General features: G+C 71.2%; 12 protein-coding genes. 9 read left to right on the top strand and 3 right to left on the bottom strand.

Features of this window, described 5'->3' with window-relative positions; translation table 11 throughout:
- Positions 1-20: 20 nt before the first annotated feature.
- The 4 genes from ispG (at position 21) to AB0L71_RS21055 (ending at position 4,610) form a co-directional block, all read left to right on the top strand.
- Complete coding sequence (gene ispG, locus AB0L71_RS21070; RefSeq protein ID WP_365245004.1) at positions 21-1,175, top strand: flavodoxin-dependent (E)-4-hydroxy-3-methylbut-2-enyl-diphosphate synthase; 1,155 nt, start codon at positions 21-23, stop codon at positions 1,173-1,175.
- A gap of 185 nt (positions 1,176-1,360) precedes the next feature.
- Positions 1,361-2,206 (top strand): GNAT family N-acetyltransferase, encoded by an 846-nt coding sequence (locus AB0L71_RS21065; protein ID WP_365245001.1) that lies wholly within the window; start codon positions 1,361-1,363, stop codon positions 2,204-2,206.
- Positions 2,207-2,269: 63 nt separating this feature from the next.
- A complete protein-coding gene (locus tag AB0L71_RS21060) occupies positions 2,270-2,872 on the top strand; it encodes a GNAT family N-acetyltransferase (protein ID WP_365244998.1) in 603 nt (200 codons plus the stop codon).
- Between the two features lie 37 nt (positions 2,873-2,909).
- Positions 2,910-4,610 carry a proline--tRNA ligase gene (locus AB0L71_RS21055; RefSeq protein ID WP_365244995.1) on the top strand — a complete coding sequence of 567 codons (1,701 nt, stop codon included), beginning with the start codon at positions 2,910-2,912 and terminating at the stop codon, positions 4,608-4,610.
- 63 nt (positions 4,611-4,673) lie between these two features.
- On the opposite strand, the gene AB0L71_RS21050 is transcribed toward AB0L71_RS21055, so the two are convergent.
- From AB0L71_RS21050 to AB0L71_RS21040, 3 genes are read right to left on the bottom strand one after another with little or no spacing between them, the layout of a single operon-like run.
- The gene (locus AB0L71_RS21050; RefSeq protein WP_365244993.1) at positions 4,674-5,579 is read right to left on the bottom strand and encodes an aminoglycoside phosphotransferase family protein; all 906 of its coding nucleotides are present in this window, start codon (positions 5,577-5,579) and stop codon (positions 4,674-4,676) included.
- A 28-nt stretch (positions 5,580-5,607) separates the two neighbouring features.
- The gene (locus AB0L71_RS21045) at positions 5,608-6,126 is read right to left on the bottom strand and encodes a ferritin-like domain-containing protein (RefSeq protein ID WP_365244990.1); all 519 of its coding nucleotides are present in this window, start codon (positions 6,124-6,126) and stop codon (positions 5,608-5,610) included.
- Positions 6,123-6,659: a hypothetical protein gene (locus tag AB0L71_RS21040; RefSeq protein WP_365244987.1), complete on the bottom strand. Its 537-nt coding sequence runs from the start codon at positions 6,657-6,659 to the stop codon at positions 6,123-6,125. The genes AB0L71_RS21045 and AB0L71_RS21040 overlap by 4 nt, the downstream gene beginning before the upstream one ends.
- Positions 6,660-6,836: 177 nt before the next feature.
- Between AB0L71_RS21040 and rimP the strand changes: the two genes are divergently transcribed.
- The 5 genes from rimP (at position 6,837) to AB0L71_RS21015 (ending at position 12,464) form a co-directional block, all read left to right on the top strand.
- On the top strand, positions 6,837-7,334 hold the full coding sequence (gene rimP, locus AB0L71_RS21035) for a ribosome maturation factor RimP (protein ID WP_365244984.1): 498 nt from the start codon (positions 6,837-6,839) through the stop codon (positions 7,332-7,334).
- Positions 7,335-7,336: 2 nt separating this feature from the next.
- Positions 7,337-8,377, top strand: a complete 1,041-nt coding sequence (gene nusA / locus AB0L71_RS21030; protein WP_365244981.1) for a transcription termination factor NusA — start codon at positions 7,337-7,339, stop codon at positions 8,375-8,377.
- A gap of 163 nt (positions 8,378-8,540) precedes the next feature.
- Positions 8,541-8,819, top strand: a complete 279-nt coding sequence (locus AB0L71_RS21025; RefSeq protein ID WP_365245326.1) for a YlxR family protein — start codon at positions 8,541-8,543, stop codon at positions 8,817-8,819.
- Positions 8,820-8,966: 147 nt separating this feature from the next.
- Positions 8,967-12,032, top strand: coding sequence for a translation initiation factor IF-2 (infB, locus tag AB0L71_RS21020; protein WP_365244978.1), 3,066 nt, complete (start codon positions 8,967-8,969; stop codon positions 12,030-12,032).
- Positions 12,033-12,167: 135 nt separating this feature from the next.
- Entirely contained in the window at positions 12,168-12,464 is a 297-nt protein-coding gene (locus AB0L71_RS21015) for a DUF503 domain-containing protein (protein ID WP_365244976.1), read from the top strand.
- The last annotated feature ends 4 nt before the right edge of the window (positions 12,465-12,468 follow it).

Raw genomic sequence — 12,468 nt, 5'->3', positions numbered from 1 at the left:
ACCTTGGGGATGCTCAGCGCATGACTGCGATTTCTCTCGGAATTCCGTCCGTTCCGACCAAGCTCGCCGACCGGAGGGTCAGCCGTCAGATCCAGGTCGGGTCGGTGGCGGTCGGCGGGGACGCGCCGGTGTCGGTGCAGTCGATGACGACGACGCGTACGTCGGACATCGGTGCGACCCTGCAGCAGATCGCGGAGCTGACGGCGTCCGGTTGTCAGATCGTCCGGGTGGCCTGCCCCACGCAGGACGACGCCGACGCGCTGGCGACCATCGCGAAGAAGTCGCAGATCCCGGTGATCGCGGACATCCACTTCCAGCCGAAGTACGTGTTCGCGGCGATCGACGCGGGCTGCGCCGCGGTACGGGTGAACCCGGGCAACATCAAGCAGTTCGACGACAAGGTGAAGGAGATCGCGCGGGCCGCGAAGGACGCGGGTACGCCGATCCGGATCGGCGTGAACGCCGGCTCGCTGGACGCCCGGCTGCTGAAGAAGTACGGGAAGGCGACTCCTGAGGCGCTGGTGGAGTCCGCGCTGTGGGAGGCCTCCCTCTTCGAGGAGCACGACTTCCGGGACATCAAGATCTCGGTGAAGCACAACGACCCCGTGGTCATGATCAATGCGTACCGCCAGCTGGCCGCGCAGTGCGACTACCCCCTCCACCTGGGGGTGACCGAGGCGGGGCCGGCCTTCCAGGGGACGATCAAGTCGGCGGTGGCGTTCGGCGCGCTGCTGAGCGAGGGGATCGGGGACACCATCCGGGTCTCCCTGTCGGCGCCGCCGGCCGAGGAGGTCAAGGTCGGTATCCAGATCCTGGAGTCGTTGAACCTGCGGCAGCGGCGGCTGGAGATCGTGTCGTGCCCGTCGTGCGGGCGGGCGCAGGTGGATGTGTACAAGCTGGCGGACCAGGTCAGTGCCGGGTTGGAGGGCATGGAGGTGCCGCTGCGGGTGGCCGTGATGGGCTGTGTCGTCAACGGCCCCGGCGAGGCCCGTGAGGCGGATCTGGGCGTTGCGTCCGGGAACGGCAAGGGACAGATCTTCGTCAAGGGCGAGGTCATCAAGACGGTCCCCGAGTCGAAGATCGTCGAGACGCTGATCGAGGAAGCCATGAAGCTCGCCGAGCAGATGGAGAAGGACGGCATCGCCTCGGGCGAACCCGAGGTCTCCGTCAGCTGACCCCCGCATCGTCGGTCGACCCCGCATCGCAGCACCGCGCCCCGCCGGACGGACACCGCCCGGCGGGGCGCGGTCGTGAGCGACCTCACGGTGCTCCCAGCCCCCGGATCCGGGACCCGGACGGCGGCGCACAGGCTCTTTGGGTACAGTGCGGAAATCAGCAGACCGCATGGTGAGGCCCCCTCGTGTTGACGCAGACCACCACCCGGGTCCTCGAACCCAGCGAACTCGGCGCCGCTCTCGCCATACTGGAGAGCGACCCCGTGGCCAACGCTTTCGTGACGTCCCGGGTCCAGATCGCAGGTCTCGATCCCTGGCGCCTGGGCGGCGAGATGTGGGGCTGGTACGCCGACGGACGGCTGCGTTCGATGTGCTACTCGGGCGCCAACCTCGTACCGATCTGCGCCACCCCCGAGGCCGTCCGGGCCTTCGCCGACCGGGCCCGCAGGGCCGGACGCCGCTGCTCCTCGATCGTCGGCCCCGCGGAGCCCACCGCCCAGCTGTGGCAGCTCCTGGAACCGGGCTGGGGCCCCGCCCGGGAGGTCCGGGCCCACCAGCCGCTGATGGTCACCGACAGCCCCTCCGTCGACATCACCCCCGACCCCTTCGTCCGCCGGATCCGCAAGGACGAGATGGACGTCCTGATGCCGGCCTGCGTCGCGATGTTCACCGAGGAGGTCGGCATCTCCCCGCTCGCGGGTGACGGCGGACTCCTCTACCAGGCCCGCGTCGCCGAACTCATCGGGGCCGGCCGCTCCTTCGCCCGGATCGACGACGGCCGGGTCGTCTTCAAGGCGGAGATCGGCGCGGCCACCCCGCAGGCCTGCCAGATCCAGGGCGTCTGGGTGGCCCCGGAACACCGCGGCCAGGGACTCTCGGAAACCGGCATGGCCGCGGTCCTGCGCTACGCACTGGCCGATGTCGCACCCGTCGTCAGCCTGTACGTGAACGACTTCAACACCCCTGCGCGCAGGGCCTACGCCCGGGTCGGTTTCCGCGAGACCGGGGCGTTCATGAGCGTGCTGTTCTGACCGACCGGCGGCCGGTGCCACCGACCCGTACCACCCGCCCCGCCGGGCCAGTAGGGTCGGCCCATGGCAGCAGTTTCCGGGCACGGCCCCCGCACACCCAGCGTCCGGATCGGACCGGTCGATCTCGCCGCGCGCGTGGACGAGGCCCTCGCCGTGCAGGCCGTCGCCTTCGGCCTGGGCCCGGAAGAGATCGAGGTGCGGCGCCACATCGTCCTCAGACACCTCGACCACCCGTGTGCCCGCGCACTCGGCGCCACCACCCCGGGCGGCCGGCTCGTCGGCTTCGTCTACGGCATGCCCAACGAGCGCGGCCAGTGGTGGTCCACCGTCGTGGAGCCCTACCTCCGCGCCAACGGTCTGGCTCACTGGCTCGACGACGCTTTCGTCATCACCGAGCTGCACGTGCTGCCGGAGTTCCAGAACCGCGGCATCGGCCGCGCGCTGATCACCACTGTCACGGACGCCGTCGACCAGCCGCGGTCCATTCTCTCCGCGATCGACACCGAGAGTCCGGCACGTGGTCTGTATCGCAGTCTCGGCTACCAGGACCTGGCCCGACAGGTGCTCTTTCCCAGTGCTCCCAAGCCGTACGCGGTGATGGGAGCCCCGCTTCCGCTGCGTCGTCGCGGGCCAAACGATTTCCGCCCACCCGTGCTGCCCGGCTAACCTCCTGGACATCACCCTTTCCGAGCAGGAGTTCATCATGGCCCAGGTCCAGCGCATGTCCCGATTGATGATCAAGACACTGCGCGACGACCCGGCGGACGCCGAGACGCTCAACCACAAGCTGCTCGTCCGGGCCGGATACGTACGTCGCACGGCGGCCGGCATCTGGACCTGGCTGCCGCTCGGCAAGAAGGTCCTGGAGAACATCACCCGCGTCGTGCGCGAGGAGATGGACGCCATCGGCGGCCAGGAGGTGCTGCTGCCCGCGCTGCTCCCCAAGGAGGCGTACGAGGCCAGCGGGCGCTACGACGAGTACGGCGACCTGCTGTTCCGGCTCAGGGACCGCAAGGGCTCCGAGTACCTCCTCGGCCCCACCCACGAGGAGATCTTCACCCAGGTCGTCAAGGATCAGATCACGTCCTACAAGGACCTGCCCGTGATCCTCTACCAGATCCAGACCAAGTACCGGGACGAGGCCCGTCCCCGCGCCGGCGTGCTGCGCGGCCGCGAGTTCCAGATGAAGGACTCGTACTCCTTCGACACCACGGACGAGGGACTGGCCGAGGCCTACGGGCAGCACCGCGCCGCCTACATCCGGATCTTCGAGCGGCTCGGCCTCGACTACCGCATCGTGTCCGCCGTCTCCGGTGCCATGGGCGGCTCCGCCTCCGAGGAGTTCCTGGCCCCCGCCCCGGCCGGTGAGGACACCTTCGTCGACTGCCCCTCCTGCGACTACGCCGCCAACACCGAGGCCGTCACCTTCAAGGCCGCCGCGGTGGACGGCGCCGCACACGGCCCCGTCGAGGAGCTGGACACCCCCGACACCCCGACCATCGAGACGCTCGCCGCACACCTGGACGTCCCGGCCTCCGCGACCCTGAAGAACCTGCTGGTCAAGGTCGACGGCGAGATCGTCGCCGTGGGCGTGCCCGGCGACCGCGAGGTCGACCTCGGCAAGCTCGGCGAGCACCTCGCGCCCGCCGTCGTCGAGCTGGTCACCGCCGAGGACTTCGAGGACCGCCCCGACCTGGTACGCGGCTACGTCGGCCCGCAGGGCCTGGAGAAGGTCCGCTACATCGCCGACCCGCGCGTCGCCGCCGGCACCGCCTGGATCACCGGCGCGAACAAGCCCGGCACCCACGCGAAGAACGTCGTCGCCGGCCGTGACTTCGAGGTCGACGAGTACCTCGACGTCGTCGTCGTCGAGGAGGGCGACCCCTGCCCGAAGTGCGGCGCCGGCCTCAAGCTGGACCGCGCCATCGAGATCGGCCACATCTTCCAGCTGGGCCGCAAGTACGCGGACACCTTCCAGCTCGACGTGCTCGGTCAGAACGGCAAGCCCGTCCGGGTCACCATGGGCTCCTACGGCATCGGCGTCTCCCGCGCCGTCGCCGCACTCGCCGAGCAGACCGCCGACGAGCAGGGGCTGTGCTGGCCCCGGGAGATCGCCCCGGCCGACGTCCACGTCGTCGCGGCGGGCAAGGCGCTCCAGACGGAGCTGGCCCTCGACGTCGCCGAGAAGCTCGCCGCCGCCGGCGTGCGGGTCATGGTCGACGACCGCGCGGGCGTCTCGCCCGGTGTGAAGTTCACCGACGCCGAGCTGATCGGCGTCCCGAAGATCCTGGTCGCGGGCCGCCGCTCGGCCGAGGGCGTCCTGGAGCTCAAGGACCGCCGCACCGGCGAGCGCGAGGAGCTCACGGTCGACGAGGCGATCGCCCGCCTGACCGCCCAGGTCTGACCCGTACCGCACAAGGCCGTGGGCCCCTGCGTACCGCGCAGGGGCCCACGGCCTTGCCGGACGTCACAGCCAGCCGGCGAACTCCAGCGACAGCTCGCCCTCCTGGCGGCGGCCGGCCGCCAGCGCCCGGGTCCCCGAGTCCACCGCACGGAACAGTGTCCAGCCCCGCAGCCGGTCCTGGTCCACCTCCAGCGCGTCCGCGAGCTTCCTGATGCGGCGGCGGGCCGTCGCCGGGCCGCCGGGGGACGCGATCAGATCCTCGACCCGGTCGCGCACCAGGCGTGCCAGGTCGTACGCCCGCTCACCGACCAGCGGCTCCGGTCCGACGGCCAGCCAGGGCGCCCGCTCACCGGCGAGCACCTTGCTCTGGCGGAAGTTGCCGTGCAGCAGCAGGAGTTCGGGGGAGTGGGCGACCAGTTCCTCACGCGCCGCGAGCGCCGCGGACACCAGCGGCTCCAGACTCGGGTCGGCCGCCGCGCGGGCCCGCATCGGCCCCGCGGCGCGCCCGGTCCGTTCGCCGACCGTCTCGAAACCATGACCCGTCGGCGGTTCGACCCAGAGGCGGCGCACCGTCCCCGCGGCCTCCAGCAGCGCCTTCGCCTCCGGCAGCGAGCGCAGCGACACCTCGGGGTGCAGCCGCTCCAGCAGCAGCACCCCGGGACCGCCGTCGAGGAGCCGTACCGCGCCCCAGCCGTTCCAGTGGGCGAGTGCCGCCCGCTCCAGGTCGGGTGCCGCCCAGGACGGAGCGATCTTCAGCGCGGCCGGAGTGCCGTCGGGGCACGTCACCAGCAGCACCAGACTGCTGCGGCCGCCAGGCGCCGCCACCCGTTCCACGGTCAGTTCCTGCCCGGTCGAGGACAGCGCTTCCTCGGTCAGTGCGGGAAGCCGCGCCAGCCAGTCGGCGGCGGCCGGGTCCCCGTCCGACTCGCCGAGCGCTCGTACCAGACGCTGCGGCGGTTCGACTCCCATACGTGTTCGGTTCCCTTCCAGAGCTGCTTCAGCGCGCCGCGCCGGTCCCGTTCGCCGCACCGCCCCGGTGGGCCGCGCCGGACCCGGCCGTGTCGTCCGGTCCCGCTGCCGTCCCGGTCCCGTCGGCGGTCAGCTCGGCGAGCCCGGGAAAGGGTACGCCGCTGCCCCGCCAGCGGGCCGCACGCACCGCGGCCTCCCGCAGGGCACCCGCGGCCTCCCTCCTGAGCCGGCCCTCGGCGGCCCGGACGAGATCGGAGTACACGCCGGCGACCCGGTCCTCCAGCAGGGCGGCCAGCCGCACCGCCGCAGCCGCATCCGGCACCGCGAACGGCAGAGCGTACGCGGCCTGCGCCGCCACCGGCTCACCGCCCAGGTCGCGCACCGTCCGCACCAGGGCGTCGCGTCGGGCCCGGTGCGCGTGGTGAGCGGCCGTGGCCTCGGCCCGGCGCCCGTCGGACACCCGGCCGCCGACCACCCCGTACCCGTACACCGCCGCGTGCTCGGCGGCGAGAGCCGCCTGTGCGGCCTGCGCTGTTCCGGCGCTCATGACGTGGTCTCCTTGGCCAGTTCGGTCAGCAGCTGGGCGTGGACCGCGTCGGCCGCCGCGATCGACGCGAGCAGCCGGGCCAGCTCCGGCGGGGCCTGGAGCAGGGTCGCCGTGTGGGTGTCCGCGGCACGGCGCTCCGCCGCGGCCAGTTCCTTGACGGCGCTCCGGGCGTCGGCCGCGGCGGACGGCGCGGGCGCGGGCGTCGTCCCGCCGTCGTCGGGCGACAGTTCCGTGGCGTGGGCCCGCACCGCGTCCCGTAGCGGGGCGAGCCCGGCGGTGGTCGCCGGGTGGGTCCTGGCCACCTGGTCGTACCGGGCGAGCAGCTCCCTGCTGGTCCGGGCGGCACTCGCCCGGAGTTTCCGCTCCGTCCGCGCGGCCCGTGCCTGCTCGGCCGCGGCCGCGGATGCCGTGCCGGTCTGCCCGGAGTCGTTCTGGTGCCCGCCGCCGTCACCGCAGCCGGCCAGCACCGCCCCCAGGGCGAGCGCACCGGTCGCGGTGATCGCCCCCCTGCGCGTCGTCCCCGTGCGCCGCACTTGCTCTCCTCCGGGCTTGGACCTGCCGTGACTGGATCTGTCCTGAAGTGATCAACGCTGGCGAGCGTACCCGCGGCTGCGGGGGAGGAGGACGGCAACACCCCTGGGGACCGGATACCCTTTGACCTGACACGCGAGATCCCCCACAACAGCACACGCGGCCGAGGAGTCACCCGGATGAGCACCACCCAGAGCGAGAGGCTGCGCGGGCTGCTCGAACCGCTCGTCAGCGCCGAACAACTGGATCTCGAAGAGATCGAGGTGTCCCGGGCAGGCCGCCGCAGGGTACTGCGGATCATCGTGGACTCCGATGAGGGCGTGGAGCTGGACGCCTGCGCCGAGCTGAGCCGCGCGATCTCCCAGAAGCTCGACGAGACCGACGCGATGGGCGAGGACGAGTACGTTCTCGAAGTCAGTTCCCCCGGTGCAGACCGTCCGCTGACGGAGCACCGCCACTACGTGCGTGCCACGGGCCGCCTGGTCAAGCTGCACCTGCGCGAGGACGGCGAGCTGGTGGCTCGCATCCTCGCCGTGGACGAGGACGGCCTCGACCTCGAGGTGCCGGGCGTCAAGGGCCGCAAGCCCACGTCCCGCCGGATCGCCTTCGGCGAGATCGCCAGGGCACGCGTGGAGATCGAATTCAACCGCAAGGACAAGAAGGAAGAGGAGGCGTAGCCGTGGACATCGATGTGAAGCTCTTGAAGGGCTTGGCACAGGACAAGGAGATCCCCTTCGACGTGCTCGTCGAGGCGATCGAGTCGGCCCTCCTCATCGCCTACCACCGCACCGAGGGAAGCTATCGCCGCGCGCGCGTCCGGCTCGACGAGCGCGGTCATGTGACGGTGTGGGCGAAGGAGGACCCGGCCGACCTCGAACCGGGTCAGGAGCCCAAGGAGTTCGACGACACCCCGTCCGGTTTCGGCCGGATCGCCGCGACCACCGCCAAGCAGGTCATCCTGCAGCGGCTGCGTGACGCCGAGGACGACCGGACGTTCGGCGAGTACGCCGGCCACGAGGGGGACGTCGTCACCGGGGTGGTCCAGCAGGGCAAGGACCCGAGGAACGTCCTGGTCGACATCGGCAAGCTGGAAGCGATCCTGCCGGTGCAGGAGCAGGTGCCGGGCGAGGAGTACAACCACGGCCTGCGTCTGCGCACCTATGTCGTACGGGTCGCCAAGGGGGTCCGCGGCCCGTCCGTGACGCTGTCGCGGACCCACCCCAACCTGGTGAAGAAGCTCTTCGCGCTGGAGGTCCCGGAGATCGCGGACGGTTCCGTCGAGATCTGCGCGATCGCTCGCGAGGCCGGTCACCGCACCAAGATCGCCGTACGGTCGACCCGCTCCGGGCTGAACGCCAAGGGTGCCTGCATCGGCCCGATGGGCGGCCGGGTGCGCAATGTCATGGCCGAACTGCACGGCGAGAAGATCGACATCGTGGACTGGTCGGACGACCCGGCCGAGATGGTCGCCAACGCCCTGTCGCCCGCACGGGTGAGCAAGGTCGAGGTCGTGGACCTGGGTGCCCGGTCCGCCCGGGTCACCGTCCCGGACTACCAGCTGTCGCTCGCGATCGGCAAGGAGGGGCAGAATGCCCGCCTCGCCGCCCGCCTCACCGGCTGGCGCATCGACATCCGCCCGGACACCGAGACCGACGCCGAGCGCGAGACCGCCGACCGGGAACGGGCCGAGCGGGCCCGGGAGCGTTCGGAGCGCGGCTGATCCGGCGCCCGGCCACCGAGTACGGCCCCGGAGCGATGCGTCCGGGGCCGTGCGAGCGGATGGCAGGGAATACATCGGGGCGCCCTGCCGCTGAGAACACGACAACGTCCGTTCGATTTTTGCCCCAAAGGGGTGAGGTCGGTACGGGGAGGTAGACTTGAAGGTGTCTGGCCGGACGCTCGCCCGAGCTTGCCCTGAGCGAACCTGCGTGGGGTGCCGGGAACGGGCGGCCAAGAGCGAGCTGCTGCGCATCGTCGCGGAAGGGGACGCATGCGTCCCTGATCCTCGCGGTACGCTGCCCGGCCGGGGTGCCTATGTACACCCCGTCTCCGTCTGTCTGGACCTGGCGGTTCGCCGCCGGGCATTCCCCCGGGCCTTCAAGGCCAAGGGGCCGTTCGACCCCGTGGCAGTGCAGCGGTTCGTCGAGCGGGTGACACCGTAAGAAATGAACGGCACGGGACCCCGTGCGGTCAGGTACCTCGCGAGTTGGAAGTAGGTCGAGATTGCGATGAGCACTCGATGAGTACGCGATGAGTACGCCCATGAAGTAGCGACGGTCCGGCGGTAACCCGGACCTAAAAGGAGCGAAGTGGCTAAGGTCCGGGTATACGAACTCGCCAAGGAGTTCGGCGTCGAGAGCAAGGTCGTCATGGCCAAGCTCCAGGAACTCGGTGAATTCGTCCGTTCGGCGTCCTCGACGATCGAGGCGCCGGTTGTACGCAAGTTGACTGACGCACTGCAGGGGCCCGGCGGCAGCGCCGGCAAGTCCGCTGCAAAGCCTGGCGCGCCCCGTAAGGCGACGCCCGCAAAGCCCGCAGCGCCCTCTCCGGCCGCCGCGGCACGTCCTGCTGCCCCGAAGCCCGGCGCCCCGGCCCCCAAGCCGGCCCCCGCCGCCCCGGCGAGCAGCACCCCCGCAACACCTTCCGCGCCGGCTTCCGGCCCGCGCCCGGGTCCGAAGCCCGCCCCCCGGCCCGCTCCGGTGACCCCGGTTCCCGCTGCCGAGTTCTCGGCTCCGGCGCAGCCCGCTGCCCCGCAGCAGGCCCCGCGACCCACGGGTGCCACCCCCGGTCCGCGTCCGGCCCGTCCGGCTCCGGCCGGCGGTCAGCGCGACGGCGGTCGTGGTGGCGAGCGCGGCGGCGACCGTCCGGCCCGTCCCGCAGGCCAGGGCGCCCCGCGCCCCGGCGGCCGTCCGGCTGGTCCCCGTCCGGGCAACAACCCCTTCACCTCCGGTGGCTCGACGGGCATGGCCCGTCCGCAGGCACCCCGTCCCGGCGGCGCCCCGCGTCCCGGCGGCGGTCAGGATCGTCCGGGCGCCCCGCGTCCGCAGGGCGGTCCCGGCGGTGCCCCGCGTCCCCAGGGTCAGGGCGGCGCCCGTCCGACCCCGGGCGGCATGCCGCGTCCGCAGGCTCCCCGTCCGGGCGGTGGCCCCGGTGGTAACCGTCCGAACCCGGGCATGATGCCGCAGCGTCCCGCTGCGGGCCCGCGTCCCGGCGGCGGCCCCGGTGGCCGTGGTCCCGGCGGTGGCGGTCGTCCCGGCGGCGGCGCAGGTCGTCCCGGTGGCGGCTTCGCAGGCCGTCCGGCCGGTCCCGGTGGCGGCGGTGGCGGTTTCGCCGGTCGTCCCGGTGGCGGCGGTGGCGGTGGCGGTGCCGGTCGTCCCGGTGGTGGCGGCGGCTTCGGCGGTCGTCCCGGCTTCGGTGGACGTCCCGGCGGCCCCGGCGGCCGTGGTGGCACGCAGGGTGCGTTCGGCCGTCCCGGCGGTCCCGCGCGTCGTGGTCGCAAGTCGAAGCGGCAGAGGCGCCAGGAGTACGAGGCCATGCAGGCCCCGTCGGTCGGCGGCGTCATGCTGCCTCGCGGCAACGGACAGTCCGTCCGTCTGTCGCGCGGTGCCTCCCTCACCGACTTCGCGGAGAAGATCAACGCCAACCCGGCGTCGCTCGTCGCCGTGATGATGAACCTCGGCGAGATGGTCACGGCCACCCAGTCGGTCTCCGACGACACTCTGAAGCTGCTTGCCGACGAGATGAACTACGTCCTGGAGATCGTGAGCCCGGAGGAGGAGGACCGCGAGCTTCTCGAGTCCTTCGACATCGAGTTCGGCGAGGACGAGGGCGGCGAAGAGGCCCTTCTGCCGCGTCCGCCGGTCGTGACCGTCATGGGTCACGTCGACCACGGTAAGACGCGACTCCTGGACGCGATCCGCAAGACGAACGTCGTCGCGGGCGAGGCCGGCGGTATCACCCAGCACATCGGTGCGTACCAGGTCTCCTCCGAGGTCAACGGCGAAGAGCGCCGGATCACCTTCATCGACACCCCGGGTCACGAGGCGTTCACCGCCATGCGTGCCCGTGGTGCGAAGTCCACCGACATCGCGATCCTCGTGGTGGCGGCGAACGACGGTGTGATGCCCCAGACGATCGAGGCGCTGAACCACGCCAAGGCGGCCGACGTGCCGATCGTGGTCGCGGTCAACAAGATCGACGTCGAGGGCGCGGACCCGACCAAGGTGCGCGGACAGCTCACCGAGTTCGGTCTGGTGGCCGAGGAGTACGGCGGCGACACGATGTTCGTCGACATCTCCGCCAAGCAGGGTCTGCACATCGACCAGCTGCTGGAGGCCGTCGTCCTCACCGCCGATGCCTCGCTCGACCTGCGGGCCAACCCGGAGCAGGACGCGCAGGGCATCGCGATCGAGTCCCACCTCGACCGCGGCCGCGGTGCCGTCGCGACCGTCCTGGTCCAGCGAGGCACGCTGCGGGTCGGCGACACGATGGTGGTCGGCGACGCCTACGGCCGCGTTCGCGCGATGCTCGACGACAAGGGCGAGAACGTCGAGGAAGCGGGTCCGTCGACCCCCGTCCTCGTCCTCGGTCTCACCAACGTCCCGGGTGCCGGTGACAACTTCCTGGTGGTCGACGAGGACCGTACGGCCCGTCAGATCGCCGAGAAGCGTGCCGCCCGTGAGCGCAACGCCAACTTCGCCCGCAAGGGTGTCCGGTTCTCCCTGGAGAACCTGGACGAGGCGCTCAAGGCCGGTCTGGTCCAGGAACTCAACCTCATCATCAAGGGCGACGCGTCCGGTTCGGTGGAGGCTCTCGAGTCCTCGCTGCTCCAGCTCGACGTCGGCGACGAGGTCGACATCCGGGTCCTGCACCGCGGTGTGGGTGCGGTCACCGAGTCGGACATCGACCTGGCGACCGGCTCCGACGCCATCGTGATCGGCTTCAACGTGCGCGCCGCCGGGCGTGCGCAGCAGATGGCCGAGCGCGAAGGCGTGGACGTCCGGTACTACTCGGTCATCTACCAGGCGATCGAGGAGATCGAAGCGGCTCTCAAGGGCATGCTCAAGCCGGAGTACGAAGAGGTCGAGCTCGGTACGGCGGAGATCCGCGAGATCTTCCGTTCGTCCAAGCTGGGCAACATCGCCGGTGTGCTGGTCCGGTCCGGCGAGGTCAAGCGCAACACCAAGGCGCGCCTGCTGCGCGACGGCAAGGTCGTCGCGGAGAACCTCAACATCTCCGGTCTGCGTCGCTTCAAGGACGATGTCACCGAGATCCGCGAAGGCTTCGAGGGTGGTATCAACCTCGGAAACTTCAACGACATCAAGATCGACGACATCATCGCGACCTACGAGATGCGCGAGAAGCCGCGAGGCTGACCCGTACCTCAACAGTCGGGGCCGGTCGACGGGTCGTATTCCCGTCGATCGGCCCCGGCCGTTCCGTGTACGGTTCTTGTGTCCCTGCCAAAAGCGCAGGGCACGAACCCGAACCGGCGGGACATCCGGACATACATGTATGTGGGGACACTGTCCTTCGACCTGCTTCTCGGCGACGTACGGTCGCTGAAGGAGAAGCGCTCCGTGGTCCGCCCGATCGTCGCCGAACTCCAGCGGAAATACCCGGTGAGCGTGGCGGAGGTGGGCGGGCAGGATCTCCATCGCAGGGCCGAGATCGGCCTCGCCGTGGTCTCCGGGGACACCGGACACCTCACAGACGTGCTCGACCGGTGCGAGCGGCTGGTCGCCGGCCGGCCCGAGGTGGAGCTGCTGTCCGTACGACGGCGGCTGCACAGCGACGAAGACGATTGAGCAA

It is taken from the genome of Streptomyces sp. NPDC052052 (assembly GCF_040680455.1).
Classification (GTDB): Bacteria; Actinomycetota; Actinomycetes; order Streptomycetales; family Streptomycetaceae; genus Streptomyces.
This window is presented reverse-complemented; position numbering and strand designations above follow the sequence as displayed.

Coding starts and splice junctions, on each gene's coding strand:
- AB0L71_RS21050 (WP_365244993.1), bottom strand. CDS start 5,579: ATGGGAGTCGAACCGCCGCAGCGTCTGGTACGAGCGCTCGGCGAGTCG.
- ispG (WP_365245004.1), top strand. CDS start 21: ATGACTGCGATTTCTCTCGGAATTCCGTCCGTTCCGACCAAGCTCGCC.
- AB0L71_RS21045 (WP_365244990.1), bottom strand. CDS start 6,126: ATGAGCGCCGGAACAGCGCAGGCCGCACAGGCGGCTCTCGCCGCCGAG.
- rimP (WP_365244984.1), top strand. CDS start 6,837: ATGAGCACCACCCAGAGCGAGAGGCTGCGCGGGCTGCTCGAACCGCTC.
- AB0L71_RS21015 (WP_365244976.1), top strand. CDS start 12,168: ATGTATGTGGGGACACTGTCCTTCGACCTGCTTCTCGGCGACGTACGG.
- AB0L71_RS21055 (WP_365244995.1), top strand. CDS start 2,910: ATGGCCCAGGTCCAGCGCATGTCCCGATTGATGATCAAGACACTGCGC.
- AB0L71_RS21060 (WP_365244998.1), top strand. CDS start 2,270: ATGGCAGCAGTTTCCGGGCACGGCCCCCGCACACCCAGCGTCCGGATC.